Origin of the sequence: Rhizobium sp. RCC_161_2, assembly GCF_041355235.1 — a bacterium.
GTDB lineage: Bacteria > Pseudomonadota > Alphaproteobacteria > Rhizobiales > Rhizobiaceae > Rhizobium.
In genome coordinates this window covers 104,714-122,485 of the sequence record NZ_JBFUPL010000008.1, presented here as the reverse complement: position 1 = coordinate 122,485, position 17,772 = coordinate 104,714, and the positions used below count along the sequence as shown (strand labels likewise).

Genomic DNA, 17,772 nt, shown 5'->3' with positions numbered 1-17,772 from the left:
GCCCATCATCTCACTATCGTAACTTGCGCTGCCGGAGTGCATATAAAGCACGCATCCGTCGATGCAAAAACCTTGACCCTTGTCTTCCATCGTGGCACCTGTCGCGCCAACGTACATCAAGCAGATAGTAGTCGATTTCCATGACCGCCACCGTGCCCGACCATATGAATCCGAAGCGCTCGTTCCAGGCGTTGATCCTGACCCTGCATAATTACTGGGCCGACAAGGGTTGCGCGGTTCTTCAGCCCTACGATATGGAAGTCGGCGCCGGCACGTTTCATCCGGCAACCACGCTGCGCGCGCTAGGGCCGAAGCCTTGGAAGGCCGCTTACGTGCAGCCGTCGCGCCGCCCGTCCGACGGTCGCTACGGCGAAAACCCGAACCGCATGCAGCATTACTACCAGTATCAGGTGATCCTGAAGCCCAATCCGCCGAACCTGCAGGAACTCTATCTCGGTTCGCTGGCGGCAATCGGTCTTGATCCGCTCGTGCATGACATCCGCTTCGTTGAGGACGACTGGGAGAGCCCGACGCTCGGCGCCTGGGGTCTCGGCTGGGAGTGCTGGTGCGACGGCATGGAAGTGTCGCAGTTCACCTATTTCCAGCAGATCTGCGGCATCGAGTGCGCGCCGGTCGCCGGCGAGCTGACCTATGGCCTGGAGCGTCTTGCGACCTACGTCCAGGGCGTCGACAACGTCTATGACCTGAATTTCAATGGCCTCGAGGGCGACGAGAAGATCACCTACGGCGATGTCTTCCTGCAGGCCGAGCAGGAATACTCCCGGCATAATTTCGAATATGCCAATACCGAGATGCTGCATCGTCACTTCATCGATGCCGAAAAGGAATGCCTGGCGCTTCTGGCTGCCGGCGCCCCCGGCGACAGCGACCATCAGCGTCTGCACAAATGCGTCTTCCCGGCCTATGACCAGTGCATCAAGGCAAGCCACGTCTTCAACCTGCTCGACGCGCGCGGTGTGATCTCCGTCACCGAGCGCCAGAGCTACATCCTGCGCGTGCGTACGCTCGCCAAGGCATGCGGCGAGGCTTTCCTGCTGACGGATGCCGGCGGTATCAACTGGGGCAAGCAGGCCGCCTAAGATACTGCCCGGACAGCGAAAGCGGGTGACAATATCCGCGAAGCCGCATAGTGTCCCCTTGATTGTAATCGCAACGGGGGGTTCGCGATGTATATTATCCTGGCGATCATCGTCCTTGCCGCGCTGTATGCCGTTTTCGTCTATAACGGCCTCGTCCGCGCCCGGCAGGTGGCCGAGGAGGCATGGTCCGGTATCGACGTGCAGTTGAAGCGCCGTGCCGATCTGATCCCCAACCTGATCGAAACCGTGAAGGGCTATGCCTCTCATGAGCGCCAGACGCTGGAAGAGGTCGTCGAGCTGCGCAACAAGGCGCAAGCCGTGCCGGCAGGCGATGTCGCAGGCCGTGGCGTGGCCGAAGGCCTTCTCGGGCAGGCGCTCGGCCGCGTGATCGCCCTTGCCGAAGCCTATCCTGATCTCAAGGCCAACACGAACTTCCTCGAATTGCAGCGTTCGCTGGAAGGTATCGAAGGCGAGATCCAGATGTCTCGGCGCTATTACAACGGCGCTGCCCGCGATCTCAACGTCAAGGTCGAGAGCTTCCCCTCCAATCTCATCGCCGGCCAGTTCGGTTTCGCCAAGCGCGCCTATTTCGAGATTACCAACGAAGCCGACCGCGCCGTTCCGACCGTCAAGTTCTGAGATTCCCGCTATCGGTTTTGCATGTGAGGCGGTAAAGGAAGCCGACCGCTGGCCATCGGCCGCTTTCCTGACTGACCAAAGAGAATGATGATGGGTAGAGCCAAACTCACGATTATCCCGCCGGGCAAGCCGTTGACCGGCCGTGCCATGCCGCCGGGATCGAAGTCGATCACCAACCGGGCGCTGCTGCTCGCCGGCCTTGCCAAGGGCACAAGCCGGCTGACCGGCGCGCTGAAGAGTGATGACACGCGCTATATGGCCGAAGCGCTGCGCGCCATGGGCGTGACCATCGACGAGCCCGACGACACCACCTTCATCGTCACCGGCAGTGGCAAGCTTCAGCCACCGGCGGAACCGCTTTTCCTCGGCAATGCCGGCACCGCGACGCGCTTCCTGACGGCCGCCGCCGCCCTGGTCGACGGCAAGGTTGTGGTGGATGGCGATGCCCATATGCGCAAGCGGCCGATCGGCCCGCTGGTCGAGGCGCTGCGCTCGCTCGGCATCGATGCATCGACTGAGACCGGCTGCCCGCCGGTCACCATCAACGGCACGGGTCGCTTCGAGGCGAGCCGCGTGCAGATCGACGGTGGTCTCTCCAGCCAATATGTCTCCGCCCTCCTGATGATGGCCGCCGGTGGCGATCGCGCTGTTGATGTCGAATTGCTCGGCGAGCATATCGGCGCCCTCGGCTATATCGATCTGACGGTTGCTGCCATGCGCGCTTTCGGCGCCAAGGTCGAGCGCACCAGCCCAGTCACATGGCGTGTCGAGCCAACCGGCTACCACGCGGCGGATTTCCTCATCGAGCCGGATGCCTCGGCCGCGACCTATCTCTGGGCGGCGGAAGCGCTGACCGGCGGCAAGATCGATCTTGGCACGCCGGCAACCGAATTCTCGCAGCCGGACGCCCGCGCCTACGATCTGATCTCGCAATTCCCGCATCTGCCGGCTGTCATCGACGGATCGCAGATGCAGGATGCGATCCCGACGCTTGCTGTCCTAGCCGCCTTCAACGAGACGCCGGTGCGCTTCGTCGGCATCGCTAACCTCCGCGTCAAGGAATGTGACCGCATCCGGGCGCTGTCGAGCGGCCTGTCGCGCATCGTCCCGGGCCTCGGCACGGAAGAGGGGGATGATCTGATCGTCGCTTCCGACCCGAGCTTTGCGGGTAAGGTACTGCCCGCCGAAATCGACAGCTTCGCCGATCACCGTATCGCCATGAGCTTTGCGCTCGCCGGCCTGAAGATCGGCGGCATCACCATTCTCGATCCCGATTGCGTCGCCAAGACCTTCCCGGCCTATTGGCAGGTACTGGCTTCGCTGGGTGTCGCCTACGACGACTAATGCCCCGCTCCCTGGGAGCGCGGATTTACGTTCATGCTATGCAGCGCCCTCAACAGGGCGCTGCGGAGATCACATGGGGGTGTGATGATGCGCTGGCTTTCCAGGCTTTTCCTGGCCTTGACCCTGCTGTTTTTCGCAACGGCAGTCTCGGCGGCCGAAGTCATCACAAACTTTGCCCAGGCGATTGCCGTCAATCGCGACGGCTCGATGAACGTCACCGAGACCATTGCCGTGAATGCCGAAGGCCGCGCCATTCGTCGCGGCATCTTCCGGGATTTCCCTCTGACCTTCATTGATCCGGCTGGCCGCCAGGCGCAGGTGGATTTCGATGTGGTCTCTGTCGAACGTGATGGGCAGCCCGAGGAGTGGCGCAGGGAGCGTATCGAGGGCGGCGCGCGCATCTATATCGGTCGGGCGGATCAAGGCTCGACGCAATTCCTTCTCAGCCCCGGCCCGCACACCTTCCGCATCACTTACAACACCGATCGGCAAATTCGCTATTTCGACGATCACGACGAACTCTATTGGAACGTCACCGGCAATGGCTGGCTCTTCCCGATCCTGCGCGCGTCGGCCAACGTCACTCTGCCGGATGGGGTGATGGCGCAGCAGCTTGCCTATTACACCGGCCCGATTGGCGGCAAAGGCCAGGATGCAAGCGCCAGCCAGCAAGCCGGCAGAGTTACATTCGCCACGACGCGGCCCTTGGCGCAAGGTGAGGGGCTAACGATCGCCATCAAGCTGCCGAAGGGGGTGATCCTGCCGCCGAGCAGTGGCCAGCAATGGCGCTGGTTCATCGCTGATCATCTCGACGCCATCATTGCTATCGGCGGTCTGATCCTGCTGTTTGCCTATTATCTCAGGAGTTGGCTCGCCGTCGGGCGTGATCCCCCGCGGGGCGTCATGGTGCCGCGCTGGGATCCGCCGGATGGCGTCTCGCCGGCGTTGGTCAACTATATCGACAATAGGGGCTTTTCCGGCGCCGGATGGACGGCGCTGTCGGCGACGGCGATCGATCTTGCCGTGCGTGGTTACGTCACCCTAGACGATCTGAAGGATAAGGTGATCCTCAAGGCGACCGGCAAGACGGCCGGCCGCGATCTGGGCAGCGGCGAGAAAGTGTTGTTCGGCGCAATCGGCCCGTTCACGCCGCTGGTGATCGACGCGGCGAACGGCGCGGCCGTCCAAAAGCTCGGCCAGCAATTCCGCAGCGCCATCGAGCGCGACCATCGCGACGAATACTACAAGGCCAACCGGCTCTATATCGTCATCGGCATTGCATTGTCGGTGCTGATCCTGGCGGCCATCGTCATCTTCGGCCGCTTGCATGAGAATGCGCTGCCGCTCATCGTGGTGCCCGGCTTCCTGTCGATCGTCGTCACCGTCTTTGCCGGCGCCATAGGCCGGATGTTCCTTCGCCATGATGCCGGTCTTGGCCGCCGAATTTTTTCAGTACTGGTCTTCGCCTTCATCGGCTTCGTCATCGTGTCTGTCGTCACCAGTATTTTCGCGGCTGTCGTCGTGCCGCTAATGGAAGCGGGCGAGTTGCCGCTACTGGTCGGGATCGTGGGCATTTTCGCCCTCAATGTCGTGTTCTTCTTCCTGATGGGCGCGCCGACGCCGATCGGGCGGAAGATGATGGATGGCATTGCCGGGCTGCGGCAATATCTGACGCTTGCCGAACGCGACCGCATGAACATGCAGGGCGCACCGCAGATGTCGCCGCAGCATTTCGAAAAGCTGTTGCCCTACGCCGTGGCGCTCGGCGTCGAAAAACCCTGGTCAAGCGCCTTCGATGCCTGGCTGGCAACGGCCGCGGGTGCCGCGGTCGCCGCAAGCTACGCTCCCGGCTGGTATGTCGGGAATGTCTACGGTGGCAACCTTGGCGGCCGGATCGGAGAATTCTCCTCCTCCATGGCCTCGACCATCGCCTCCACCATCCCCGCGCCAGTCTCCAGCTCCTCCTCCGGTTTTGGTAGCGGCAGCGGCGGCGGTTTCTCAGGCGGGGGTGGCTTCTCCGGTGGCGGAGGTGGCGGTGGTGGCGGAGGCGGGTGGTGATTGAACACCTCCCCCTTGAGGGGGGAGGTCGCCGCAAAGCGGCGGGTGGGGGTGACAATTGGCTGGCCGCAGAGGCTGCCGCGATCACCCCACCCCGGACCTTTGGTCCGACCATCCCCTTCAAGGGGAGGGTGCTTGTGGCCGCATAGAGATTTTCTATTTCAATAGGTTAGAGATCGCCTATGCCAAGAAACCCTCCAAACTTGATCGCTTCAAAATCGCGAACAGTCGCCGCCTGCGCGCTGGTTCAACCGATGCCGAGACGAAGCTTGGAAGCATTTGTGGCGCATCCCCATCGAAGGCACGCATTTTCGACGCCAAGTTCCGATTGGGCGCTATTTCGCTGATTTCGCCTGCCACCAGATAGGTTTGATTATCGAACTCGACGGCAGCCAGCACGCGGAAGATGCGGCAAGGCGTTATGATGCCGAGCGCACGGCATTTCTCGAAAATCAGAGTTATCACGTTGTCCGGTTTTGGAAGGCCGAGGTAACGGATGAGATTGAGGCTGTTCTGGATACGATATTTGCCATTGTGCAGCAGCGGCAAATTTTGCTAGCAGAGGCCGACTATTTTCACCACACTCCGGCACACCGTGCCGACCCTCTCTCTCAAGGGGAGGGTGAGGAACATTGACATGCCCGATCTCCTTCTCGAACTCCGCTCCGAGGAAATTCCCGCCCGTATGCAGCGCAAGGCTGCCGGCGATCTGAAGAAGCTCGTCACCGACGCGCTGGTCGAGGCTGGTCTGTCCTATGAGGGCGCGCGCGAATATTGGACGCCGCGACGTCTGACGCTGGATATTCGCGGCGTGACGGCGCGCTCCGCCGATGTGCGCGAGGAGCGCAAGGGGCCGCGCACCGACGCCAACGAAAAGGCGATCGAAGGCTTTTTGCGCGGCGCTGGTCTGTCGTCCGTTTCCGAAGCACAGGTGCAGAGCGATCCGAAGAAGGGCGATTTCTACGTTGCCGTCATCTCCAAGCCCGGCCGTGCCGCCGAGGAGATCGTTGCCGACGTCATGCCCGGGATCGTCCGCGATTTCCCTTGGCCGAAGTCGATGCGCTGGGGCAAGGCGTCGGCCAAGCCCGGCTCGCTGCGCTGGGTGCGCCCGCTTCAGTCGATCGTCTGCACGTTCGGCACAGAGCATGAAGAAACGGTGGTCATCCCCTTCGAAATCGACGGCATCGTCGCCTCGAACGTGACCTACGGCCACCGCTTCCATGCGCCGGGCCCGATCACCGTCAAGCGTTTCGACGATTACGTGTCCAGCCTGGACAAGGCCAAGGTCATTCTTGATGCCGAGCGCCGCAAGGATATCATCCTGCATGACGCTCGCGGCATCGCCTTTGCCAACGGTTTGGAACTGGTCGAGGACGAGGGCCTGCTGGAAGAGGTGTCCGGCCTGGTGGAATGGCCGCAGGTGTTGATGGGGTCCTTCGAAGAGGATTACCTGTCGATCCCCTCGGAAATCATCCGCCTGACCATCAAAACCAACCAGAAGTGTTTCGTCACCCGCCGGCAGAATGAAGATTTAGCTGCGGCGGAACAGTATTATTCGAAGATCCCAGAATTCGGAGCATTTGGCGGAAAGGTGGAATTGGGAGAGCCGAAAGAGCAAAGACTCTCCAACCGTTTCATCCTCGTCTCCAATATCCAGGCGACGGATGGTGGCAAGGAGATCATCCACGGCAACGGCAAGGTCGTGCGCGCCCGTCTTTCCGACGCGCTGCATTTCTGGAAGCGCGACCAGGGCGATCTACCGGACCTCGAAATGCTGGAAGCCTCCGCTGCGAAATTCGGCCTCGATCTGAAGAAGCCGCTCGACCAACGCATGGCCAAGCTCGACACGCTGAACGTCACCTTCCATGCCAAGCTCGGCAGCCAGGGCGAGCGCGTTTCCCGCATCCGTACGCTCGCGGCCGAACTCGCCAAGATCACCGGCGCCGATCCGGTCAAGGTCGATCGCGCAGCGGTATTAGCCAAGGCCGACCTGCGCACCGAAGCGGTCGGCGAATTCCCGGAGCTTCAGGGCCTCATGGGCCGCAAATATGCCGGGCTGCAAGGCGAGGACACCTCCGTGGCCGCTGCTATCGAGGATCACTACAAGCCGCAAGGCCCTTCCGACCGCGTGCCGGACGACAAGGTGGCGATCACGGTCGCGCTCGCCGACAAGCTGGACACGCTGATCGGCTTCTGGGCGATCGACGAGAAGCCCACCGGTTCGAAGGACCCCTATGCGCTGCGCCGCGCGGCTCTCGGTGTTGTCCGGATTTTGCTGGAACGTAAGGTGCGCTTGCCGCTGCTGGCGGTAATGAAGGATGCGGATCTTCTCGCCTTCTTCCACGACCGCCTGAAAGTCTATCTGCGCGATCAGGGCGCCCGTTACGACCTCATCGATTCCGTGCTGACGTCGGAAGCTGATGATCTCCTGATGGTTGCCCGCCGCGTCGAAGCATTGACGGCCTTCATTACCTCGGAAGACGGCAAGAACCTGCTCGCCGGCACCAAGCGCGCCACGCAGCTCCTCGCCGCCGAGGAAAAGAAGGGCACCGTCGTTGCCGATGGTGTTTCCGAAAGCCTGTTGACGCTCGATGCCGAAAAAGACCTTTTCGCCGCCGTCACCAAGGCTTCGGCCGAAGCCGCCAAGGCGATAGCCGGTGAAGACTTCCGCTCCGCTATGGCGGCACTTTCGACGCTGCGCGCTCCGGTCGACCGCTTCTTCGGGGATGTCCTCGTCAACGACGAAGACGCCGCCATCCGCGCCAACCGTCTGGCGCTGCTGCGCCTGATCCGCGAGGCAACGGGGACGGTTGCCGACTTCTCGAAGATTGCGGGGTAAGAAAGGGAGGCGCGATGACCGGAAAAATCCTCGTCAGCGCCTGCCTCATGGGCCACGCCGTCCGCTATGACGGTCGCGCCAAGCCACTTGTTCATCCGGCCATCGACCGATGGCGCGAAGAAGGGCGTCTCGTGACCATCTGTCCGGAGATGTCGGCCGGAATGGTCGTGCCCCGGCCTCCGGCTGAAATTGTTGTGGGAGCAACGGGCGAGGATGTGCTTGCAGGCACGGCGCGCGTGATGGAAATCAGCGGCGGCGATGTCACCGAAGGGTTTCGGCAAGCTGCCGAGAACGCCTTGACGCTCGCCAAGGAAACCGGCTGCCGCTATGCTCTGCTCATCGATGGCAGCCCGTCTTGTGGTTCGGGCTTCATCTACGACGGCACCTTTTCCGGCGGCCGGCATCCGGGCGATGGCGTCACGGCAGCCTTGCTGAAGCGGGCCGGCATCGAGGTCTATTCCGATCATGAAATCGACCGGCTGGTCGAGCGGATTGCCGCCGCCGAGTAATCCTCTTCGATATCTGGACAAAGAAAAACCGCCGGGTGTGCCCGGCGGTTTGTCATGCCCGTTGCGGCGTAGCCTATGCGGCGCGGCGAGTCTGTGCAACGGGGCGGCTGTCGCTGACGTGGAAGCCGCGGATCAGGCCGAGCAGGTCCTCGGTGTCGGCGGCGAGCGTTTCGGCCGATGCCGTCGTCTCCTCCGCCATGGCGGCGTTCTGCTGCGTGGCGGCGTCGAGTTGGTTCATCGACGACGAGATTGAGCGCAGCGTCGTATCCTGCTCGGAGGCGCTGTGAGCGATCTTCGAGACGATCTCGTTGGCCGCTTTGATCTGGTCGGAGATGCGCTTCAGCGCTTCGCCGGCCTCGCCGACAAGGCGGACACCCTGGTCAACCTGGCCGGAGGAGCGGGCGATCTGGTCCTTGATCTCCTTGGCGGCTGCCGCGGACCGTTGGGCCAGTTCGCGCACTTCCTGGGCGACGACGGCAAAGCCCTTGCCGGATTCGCCGGCGCGAGCCGCCTCGACCCCGGCGTTGAGCGCCAGAAGGTTGGTCTGGAAGGCGATTTCGTCGATGACGCCGATGATCTTGCTGATCTCCGTGGACGACTTTTCGATACCGCTCATCGCCTCGATCGCCTGGGCAACCACGGCGTCGCTGCGTGACGCCTCGGTGCTGACGGCGTGAACGCGCTTGCTGGCCTCATGCGCGCCTTCCGCCGTCTGGCGGACAGCGACGGTAAGCTCGTCGAGTGCCGCCGAGGTTTCTTCCAGGCTGGCGGCCTGGCGCTCGGTGCGCTGCGACAGTTCGTTGGAGGCATGGCGGATCTCTTCCTTGCTGACGCCGATGTCGTTGCCCTTGGCATTGACCCGACCCATGGCGGCCTCGAGATGGGAGAGCGCCTCGTTGAAGTTGTTGCGCAGGCCGGCATAGCTGATGCCGATATCGTCGCAGCGCACGGTCAGGTCGCCCCGTGCGAGTTGCTCCAGCGCCTTGCCGATGGTCGAGACGACGCGGGCCTGTTCCTCGGCCTCGTCCTGCTGTTGACGCAGGTTCTGTTGGCGCTCGGCGTTGATTTCCTCGTCCTGCGCGACCTGGCGTTCGGTTAATGCATGACGCTCGCGGATCTTCTCCTGCAGCGCCAGAGTGGCCTTGGCCATCAAGCCGATCTCGTTGCGCATGCCGGCATGCGGTATGGTGATTTTCACGTCCTCGTCGGCAACGGCCTTGAGCGCAGCGTGAACCTCGGTGAGCGGCTTGGTGATGCCGCGGATCACGACAAAAGCAGCACCGAGCACTACGATGAAGAGCGCGAGGGTCGACCACAAGGTTGTCCAGATCTTCGCCTCGACCTGCGCGCCTAGGTCGTCCATGTAGACGCCGGTAACGACAACGACCTTCCAGGGCTCAAAGGCGCGGGCATAGGCGGTTTTGGGGAACGTGGCGTCTGCCGGCTGGCCGGGTTTGTTGGCGTAGAAGTCGGAGAGGCCGCCGCCTTGCTGGCCGAGTTTGACCAGTTCCTCACGATAATAGTGGCCCTTCGGGTCGGGTTGTCCCTTCAGGCTCAGGCCGATTTTCGACTTGTCATAATGGAAGACCATGTTGACGTCGTAGTCATAGCCGAAGAGATAGCCGTCTGGCGTATATTTCATGCTGTTGACGACGGCATAGGCCTGGGCCTTGGCTTGTTCTTCGGTCAGCTTGCCGGCCAGCTCCTGAGCATAATAGAAATTCAGCACGGAAATGCCGGATTCCACCTGCGTACGCAGCATTTCGTAACGCTCGCTATAGATCGCGTCGGCCGATGAGCGGATTTGCAGATAGGTTGCCACGGCGAAAACGGCCATAAGCACGCCCAGAAGGGCAAAGAGCTGATGTGCGATCTTGAGATTCTTCATAGTGCCTCGCAACAGGGTAAGGTGATACCGGCGCGGTTTCCTACCGCCTGTGCGATCGTCTGAGAGAGTCCCAATACGCTTGCCGCTGCTCGAAAAGACATGCTGCTGTCCGGTTCAAGTAAACTCGCGTTTTATGTCTAATAAAGATTTAATCAAAACAGCAGGGTCGGCAATTAAGTGGCCCTGAGCATGAGATATGTTGCGCCGCGATAAATAATATTGAACCAATTTCAATATTGTCTTGAGCCGCAAGCGAAGCTTCCGCGCTTTGTCCATGAAAAACGAATGCGCCCCTGCTTCTCTTCAGGGGCGCATTGGTCCGCCTTGCGGCGGACCCCGTCGACCGAAACTTTGGCCGGGCGGGGCAGGGAACTGGATCGGACGGCTATTTTACTGGCGAAGCTGGAAGCCGGAGAGGTCGAGCGGCGCAGGCTCCTGCGTCCGGGCGTGCTTGGGCAGGGCCGCGGTCTTTGCGGTCATGTCGATGCCGTCGGGCGCTGTGTTTGCGGCCGCCAGCGCCTCGGGCGTCGGCTTGGAGATGAAGACGACCGGCGAGCCGCCCATCCAGGCCTCGGTACGCACCACCTTCTTCTGGCCGTCGACGTCGCGGATGACGATGGATTGCGTGCCCGGCGTCAGTTCCGGCACCACATAGTCCTTCTTGACGATTTGCGGCTTGATGGCCGGGCAATCGGTGCAGACCTTGTCGAGGATGCTGCCGCCGCCTGTCTGCGTCTTGCTGTCGATGGGTTGGATCGATGACGCCATGGCCGAGCCGGCGGCCAGCACGCATGCCAAGGTCAGGAAGAAGGGACGCATAACTACCACTCCGTCTTATCGTGACCGAGAGATTAGCGCGTCTTTGTTTCCATCCCGTCAGGAGATTAGGTAAAAGTTTAGTGGAGACGAGAATTCGGGACAGGCTTTGCGTTTACGTTTTCAGGGCTTTTCCCGCGCGATGGCCTGCCAGCCGATATCGCTGCGGCTGAAGCCGTTTTCCCACTCTACCTTGCCGGCCAGGGCATAGGCGCGCTTCTGCGCCTCGCTGACGGTCCTGCCGGTGGCGGTGACGTTCAGCACCCGGCCACCGGTCGCAACCAGCGTGCCATCCTTCAGCGCCGTGCCGGCATGAAACACCTTGGCGCCCTCGCTGTCGGCGGGCAGCGCCGCGATCGGCGTGTTCTTGGCATAGGAACCGGGATAGCCCTTCGAGGCCATGACCACAGACAGCGCCACGTCGTCGCTCCATTCCGCGCTGACCTGATCCAGCGTGCCGTTGACGCAGGCCAAAAGCAGCGGCAGCAGATCGCTCTTCAGCCGCATCATCAGCACTTGGCATTCCGGATCGCCGAAGCGGACATTGTATTCGATCAGTTCCGGCCCCTTGGCGGTGATCATCAGCCCGGCGAAGAAGACGCCGGAGAAGGGATAGCCGCTTTCCGCCATGCCGCGCATCGTCGGCTCGATGATCTCCTTCATGGTCCGCTCGACCATCTCTGCCGTCATCACAGGAGCGGGAGAATAGGCGCCCATGCCGCCGGTGTTCGGGCCGGTATCGCCGTCGCCGACGCGCTTGTGGTCTTGGGCGGTGGCAAGCGCCAGGGCATGCTTGCCGTCACTAAGGCAGAAGAAGCTGGCCTCCTCGCCATCGAGATAGGCTTCGATCACCACTTCGGCGCCGGCCTCGCCAAAAGCGCCTTCGAAGCAGTCATCGACGGCGGCAAGCGCCTCGTCGACCGTCATGGCGACAGTGACGCCCTTGCCGGCGGCAAGTCCGTCGGCTTTGACGACGATCGGGGCGCCTTGCTCGCGGATATAGGCTTTCGCCTTCGGCGCATTGTTGAAGCGCTGGTAGGCGCCGGTCGGGATATTGTAGCGAGCGCAGATATCCTTGGTGAAACCCTTGGAGCCCTCGAGCTGGGCGGCGGCCGTGGAGGGGCCGAAAACGGCAATGCCCTCCGCCCTCAGCCTGTCGGCAATTCCGGCGACCAGCGGCGCTTCCGGCCCGACGACGACAAAGTCGATGGCCTTTTCCTTGCAGAAGGCTGCGACCGCGCCATGGTCCTCGATATCGATCGCGGCAAGCGTCGCATATTCGGCAATGCCGGGATTGCCGGGCGCGGCATAGAGTTCCGTCATCAGCGGCGATTGCGCCAGTTTCCAGGCCAGCGCATGTTCGCGTCCGCCCGATCCGATCAACAGAACTTTCATGGCTTGCCCTCTTCATTAGGTTCTTCTGCGCGGTTAAGGGGGGAGAGCCCAAAGGTCAAGCGGCAAATCCTGTGGAGGCGCGGGCAGCAACATTGCCCTGCCTTTTTATGTCGCTAAAGCGAGATGCTGGTTTCGAGTCGCGATCCCCTCGGTTGCCGTGATTGGCGGGATCTCATCGGAAACCGCTTCGTACTTTCCGGGATCGCGCCTATGGTCCCGCCACCGAGTTCAGTTCAGAGAGACATATGGCCGCCGACATTCGTTCCCTTGCCGCAACCATCGCCAACGAGATCAATTCGCGCCCCGATCAGGCCAAGGCCGCGATCGAGCTTCTCGATGAAGGCGCGACGGTGCCGTTCATCGCCCGCTACCGCAAGGAGGTGACCGGCGGTCTCGATGATGGGCAGTTGCGCACGCTGGCCGAACGCCTCGTTTACCTGCGCGAGCTGGAAGCCCGCCGCGCCGCCATCGTCGAGTCGATCAACGGCCAGGGTAAGATGACCGACGAGCTGATGCACAAGATCGCCGTGGTTGCCACCAAGGCCGAGCTGGAAGACCTGTACCTGCCCTATAAGCAGAAGCGCCGCACCCGCGCCGAAATCGCCAGGGAACGCGGCCTCGGTCCGCTTGCCGATACCATTCTTGCCGATCGCTCCAAGGAGCCGGCTACTCTGGCCGAGGGCTTCCTCACCGCCGACGTGCCCGATGTGAAGACGGCGCTTGAAGGCGCGCGCGACATCATCGCCGAAGGCATTGCCGAAAATGCCGACCTGCTCGGCAAGCTGCGTACCTACATGAAGGCGAATGCCGCGCTCAAAGCCAAGGTCGTCGACGGCAAGCAGGAAGCGGGCGCGAAATTCTCCGACTATTTCGACCATCAGGAACGCTGGGCAACCGCCCCCGGCCACCGCGCGCTCGCCATGCTGCGCGGCTGGAACGAGGAGGTGCTGACGCTGACCATCGAGATCGACGTCGATGCCGTCTCGCCGAACAAGCCGGTGGAGCGGATGGTGGCCGCGGCCTATGAGATCGGCTCGAGCCGCCCCGGTGACCGCTGGTTGACGGAGGTCGCGAGCTGGACCTGGCGTGTAAAGCTCTCCATGTCGCTGTCGCTCGACCTGATGCGGGAGCTGCGCGAGCGCGCCGAAGAGGAGGCGATCCACGTCTTCGCCCGCAATCTGAAAGATCTGCTGCTGGCGGCACCCGCCGGCTCGCGCGCGACCATGGGCCTCGATCCGGGCATCCGCACCGGCGTCAAGGTCGCCGTGGTCGACGGCACCGGTAAGCTGCTGGAAACGACGACGGTCTATCCGTTCCCGCCGAGAAACGACGTGCGCGGCACGCAGGCGACCCTGGCGGCGCTGGTCCGCAAGCACAATGTCGAGCTGATCTCCATCGGTAACGGCACCGGCAGCCGCGAGACGGAGAAACTGGTGGCGGATATGCTGGCCGACCTGCCGGCGCCGAAACCGACCAAGGTCATTGTTTCCGAAGCGGGCGCCTCCGTCTATTCCGCCTCCGAGACCGCGGCGCTGGAATTCCCTGGCCTCGACGTCTCGCTACGCGGTGCGGTTTCCATCGCCCGCCGATTGCAGGATCCGCTGGCCGAGCTCGTCAAGATCGAGCCGAAATCGATCGGCGTCGGCCAATACCAGCACGATGTCGATCAGCTGAAGCTGTCGCGCTCGCTGGATGCCGTCGTCGAAGACGCGGTGAACGCCGTCGGCGTCGATCTGAATACGGCATCCGCGCCGCTGCTCGCCCGGGTCTCCGGCCTCGGGCCTTCGATTGCCGATGCGATCGTCAAGCATCGCGACGGCGAGGGGCGCTTCGAGACGCGGCGTGATCTCCTCAAGGTCGCGCGTCTCGGCCAGCGCACCTTCGAACAATGCGCCGGCTTCCTGCGCATCCCCAATGGCAAGGAGCCGCTCGACGCCTCCTCGGTGCATCCGGAGGCCTATGGCGTCGCCAAGAAAATCGTTGCTGCCTGCGGCCGCGATCTGCGCAGCCTGATGGGTGACGCAACAGCGCTGAAGGCGGTAGATCCGCGCCAGTTCATCGATGAGAAATTCGGCCTGCCGACGGTGCGCGACATCATCGCCGAGCTGGAAAAACCCGGCCGCGATCCGCGCCCAAGCTTCAAAACCGCGACCTTCGCCGAGGGGATCAACGAGATCAGCGACCTCAAGCCCGGCATGGCTCTGGAGGGGACTGTAACCAACGTCGCCGCCTTCGGCGCTTTCGTCGATATCGGCGTTCACCAGGACGGCCTTGTGCATGTCTCGCAGCTTGCCGATCGCTTCGTGAAAGACCCGCACGAGATCGTCAAGGCGGGCGATGTCGTGAAAGTGAAGGTTGTGGACGTCGACGCCAAGCGGAAGCGAATCAGTCTGACGATGCGCAAGGATGGCGGCGCCGAGGCGGCCCCGGCTGCGCGTGAGTCGCGAGAGCAAAATGGCGCGCGCAACGCTGGCGGTAAGAACAATAGCCGTCCGAATACCCCTCAGCAGGGTAGTTTCGGTGCCGCCCTGGCGGACGCATTCAAGCGAAAATAAGTACTTAGCACGAATTATTGCAAGAATATCACACTCCGGCGGCGTTGTTGCCGGAGTGCCACAGAGTGCAAAAAGCTGCGCTTGCCACAATGTTCTGAGGCGCTAAAGTTAGCGCTATTGTCATGTCATAACATTCGAGGCGTCCATGGCGTCGGCACTGTTCTCTCTTGTCAAAAAACTGGTCCGTAAAGGCTCCCTGAAACTTACGCTTGCTTCCGGCGAGACGCACATGATCGGCGATGGATCCGGCGAAACAGTCGCCGTCCGCATCGCCGACCAACAGGCGGAAGACGCGGTTGCTCGCGATCCGACGCTGAAGCTCGGCGAAATGTATATGGAAGGGCGCTTCATTCTTGAGCAGGGGGATATCTATGATTTCCTCGCACTGGTGAAGCAGAATACCACCAACGAAATCTTTGATATGCGCATGGCGACGCTGCTGATTGGCCGCATCGTCTGGCAGCAACTCAAGAGCCGTTCGCCGATCAACCGCAACAAATACAATGTTGCGCATCACTATGATCTGTCGGCCAAGCTGTTCGATCTGTTCCTCGACGAGGATTGGCAATATTCCTGCGCCTATTTCGTGCCACCGGGCATCAGCCTGGACGAGGCACAGGTGGCCAAGAAGCGCCATATCGCCGCCAAGCTGCTGGTCGAGCCCGGCCAGCGCGTTCTGGAGATCGGCTCCGGCTGGGGAGGCATGGGCATGTATCTCGCCGAAGCCAATCCCGGCCTCGATTTCACCGGTATTACGCTGAGCGAAGAGCAGCTCAAGGTCTCGCGCGAACGCGCCGCCAAGCGCGGCTTGTCCGATCGGGTCCGCTTCGAGCTGCAGGATTACCGCTATCTGAAGGACAGGAAGTTCGACCGCATCGTCTCGGTCGGCATGTTCGAGCATGTCGGCATCGGCGATTACCGCAAATATTTCAACAAGGTTTCGGAGCTGCTCGACGACAACGGCGTCATGCTGCTGCATTCCATCGCCCGTCCGAAGCCAAGCTTTGCGACCAACGCCTTCATCGAGAAGTATATCTTCCCGGGCGGCTATATTCCCTCGGTCGGCGAGACCCTGCCGCCGCTGGAAAAGGCCGGGCTTCTGGTCAAGGATGTCGAAATCCTGCCGATGCACTATGCCCATACGCTAAGGCACTGGCGCAACCGTTTCGTGGCGCGCAAGGCCGAGGCCGTGGCGCTTTACGACGAGAACTTCTTCCGTATGTGGGAGTTCTACCTGGCCGGCTCCGAAATGGGCTTCCGCTGGGATGAGCTCTTCATCATGCAGATCCAGATCACCAAGAACCAGTTCGCCGTTCCCGACAACCGCAACTATATCGGCGAGCGGGAGACGAAGCTCAAGGGGTTCGAGGCGACCCGCGCGCCGCTTGAGAAGATCGTGTTCTGAAGGTTTGCCATCGTTTGGAAGGCTGCGCCGGCCGCATGGAGAACATGGGGCCGGCGTTTTGTCTCTGCGTGGCCGAACATCGAGGTGCTATTTGACCACCTTGATCGCAATATCAGTCGTCAGCCCCGATATGTGAAAGATTGCCCGGTCGGAGCCGACGAACCCTGGATCGGATCGGTAGAAAACGACGGCGCCTTGAACCGATTTGTCGCTACACACTCGATTGAAGCCCTCTTTGATTGTGTTGGCGCGACCAGAGCGTACTTCAAAACTGACGTTACCATGCTCCGGGTATCTGACGGTTTCCGGATAGGTGTAGGATACAAATTTACATTCCTTGGTTCCTGCGAACATTATGAGGAGTGATGTCTTCTTACCTGAGACGGCCGTTACCGCATGCTGCTCGTGCCTCCCTCCGCCAAACGGCGCGCTGACGCAGCCTGAAAGTGCTGCGCCGGCAATGGCGAGCAGGATGCCGCCGCGGACCAGATAGCTGTTTTGCATTTCGCCCCTTTCAAAATCGCACCGAACCATGACCTCATGGTTCGTCGTTCGATTCTTGACCTCGTAGCCGATTTGCTACTGCTGCAGTGATGCGACGATGGTCCGGTTACTTGCCGACATGAACCACGAATGTTCCGTCTTGCACCGTGCCGTCCGTATTCAGCCCTGTGAGACGTACCGTGAATTGATCGGTCCCGACAAAGCCGGGATTGGGGGTGTAGAAGATGATATTGCCTTGAACAGTTCTGCCGCTGCACATGTATGCGGTGCTGTCCTTGGAAAACTTCGAGGCAACCGGTCCATGCTCGATATCGATCTTGCCACGGGCAGGCTGCTTGATAATGCCGGTGTAGGGAAAGCTTGCAAATGTACAATCCTGCTTCACCAGCGAAGCGCTCGTAATTCGCGTTTTCTTGCCGGGCGCAACTTTGCCTGAAAACTGGATTTGCTTGGCGCCGCCGATTGGCGCGGATACGCAGCCTGAAAGCGCCATGACGACACTGAGAAATGCGCCGAGATAAATCAAGGATCTGGGTTTCATTCCACTCTCTCGTTTAATTTTTATATTGGAAATTCATTGTCTGTGCCTGAGCCCTAGGGGACACCCTTGATTGAGTAGCGCATGCCAAAATTAAATCGCTGCGACAGATCGGCGCAAGCCGGATACTGGCGTAAGTTGCATCGAAAATTTTGTCCCTAATCCCGAATTCAATCATGCTT

14 protein-coding genes are annotated in these 17,772 nt (G+C 61.4%); 9 read left to right on the top strand and 5 right to left on the bottom strand.

Annotated elements, in window-relative coordinates; all coding sequences use genetic code 11:
- Positions 1–140 precede the first annotated feature (140 nt).
- From AB6803_RS20675 to AB6803_RS20645, 7 genes are all read left to right on the top strand, one after another.
- Positions 141–1,100 (top strand): glycine--tRNA ligase subunit alpha, encoded by a 960-nt coding sequence (locus AB6803_RS20675; RefSeq protein ID WP_371110649.1) that lies wholly within the window; start codon positions 141–143, stop codon positions 1,098–1,100.
- A gap of 87 nt (positions 1,101–1,187) precedes the next feature.
- Entirely contained in the window at positions 1,188–1,739 is a 552-nt protein-coding gene (locus AB6803_RS20670; RefSeq protein WP_371110648.1) for a LemA family protein, read from the top strand.
- A gap of 87 nt (positions 1,740–1,826) precedes the next feature.
- Complete coding sequence (locus tag AB6803_RS20665) at positions 1,827–3,083, top strand: 3-phosphoshikimate 1-carboxyvinyltransferase (RefSeq protein WP_371110844.1); 1,257 nt, start codon at positions 1,827–1,829, stop codon at positions 3,081–3,083.
- A gap of 84 nt (positions 3,084–3,167) precedes the next feature.
- Positions 3,168–5,141, top strand: coding sequence for a DUF2207 domain-containing protein (locus tag AB6803_RS20660; protein ID WP_371110647.1), 1,974 nt, complete (start codon positions 3,168–3,170; stop codon positions 5,139–5,141).
- Positions 5,142–5,420: 279 nt separating this feature from the next.
- On the top strand, positions 5,421–5,777 hold the full coding sequence (locus tag AB6803_RS20655) for an endonuclease domain-containing protein (RefSeq protein ID WP_371110646.1): 357 nt from the start codon (positions 5,421–5,423) through the stop codon (positions 5,775–5,777).
- Position 5,778: 1 nt separating this feature from the next.
- The gene (gene glyS / locus AB6803_RS20650) at positions 5,779–7,980 is read left to right on the top strand and encodes a glycine--tRNA ligase subunit beta (RefSeq protein WP_371110645.1); all 2,202 of its coding nucleotides are present in this window, start codon (positions 5,779–5,781) and stop codon (positions 7,978–7,980) included.
- Positions 7,981–7,994: 14 nt separating this feature from the next.
- Positions 7,995–8,489, top strand: coding sequence for a DUF523 domain-containing protein (locus AB6803_RS20645; protein WP_012651039.1), 495 nt, complete (start codon positions 7,995–7,997; stop codon positions 8,487–8,489).
- 73 nt (positions 8,490–8,562) lie between these two features.
- On the opposite strand, the gene AB6803_RS20640 is transcribed toward AB6803_RS20645, so the two are convergent.
- The 3 genes from AB6803_RS20640 to purD form a co-directional block, all read right to left on the bottom strand.
- Complete coding sequence (locus AB6803_RS20640) at positions 8,563–10,377, bottom strand: methyl-accepting chemotaxis protein (protein ID WP_371110644.1); 1,815 nt, start codon at positions 10,375–10,377, stop codon at positions 8,563–8,565.
- A 390-nt stretch (positions 10,378–10,767) separates the two neighbouring features.
- Entirely contained in the window at positions 10,768–11,196 is a 429-nt protein-coding gene (locus tag AB6803_RS20635; RefSeq protein ID WP_007703769.1) for a plant virulence effector HPE1-like domain-containing protein, read from the bottom strand.
- Between the two features lie 120 nt (positions 11,197–11,316).
- A complete protein-coding gene (gene purD, locus AB6803_RS20630) occupies positions 11,317–12,588 on the bottom strand; it encodes a phosphoribosylamine--glycine ligase (RefSeq protein ID WP_371110643.1) in 1,272 nt (423 codons plus the stop codon).
- 245 nt (positions 12,589–12,833) lie between these two features.
- Between purD and AB6803_RS20625 the strand changes: the two genes are divergently transcribed.
- Positions 12,834–15,143: a Tex family protein gene (locus AB6803_RS20625; protein ID WP_371110642.1), complete on the top strand. Its 2,310-nt coding sequence runs from the start codon at positions 12,834–12,836 to the stop codon at positions 15,141–15,143.
- 145 nt (positions 15,144–15,288) lie between these two features.
- The gene (locus AB6803_RS20620; protein ID WP_371110641.1) at positions 15,289–16,548 is read left to right on the top strand and encodes a class I SAM-dependent methyltransferase; all 1,260 of its coding nucleotides are present in this window, start codon (positions 15,289–15,291) and stop codon (positions 16,546–16,548) included.
- Positions 16,549–16,635: 87 nt separating this feature from the next.
- Here the strand turns inward: AB6803_RS20620 and AB6803_RS20615 are convergent, their stop codons facing one another.
- A complete protein-coding gene (locus tag AB6803_RS20615) occupies positions 16,636–17,052 on the bottom strand; it encodes a hypothetical protein (protein ID WP_371110640.1) in 417 nt (138 codons plus the stop codon).
- 106 nt (positions 17,053–17,158) lie between these two features.
- A complete protein-coding gene (locus tag AB6803_RS20610) occupies positions 17,159–17,593 on the bottom strand; it encodes an Ig-like domain-containing protein (protein ID WP_371110639.1) in 435 nt (144 codons plus the stop codon).
- Positions 17,594–17,772 lie beyond the last annotated feature (179 nt).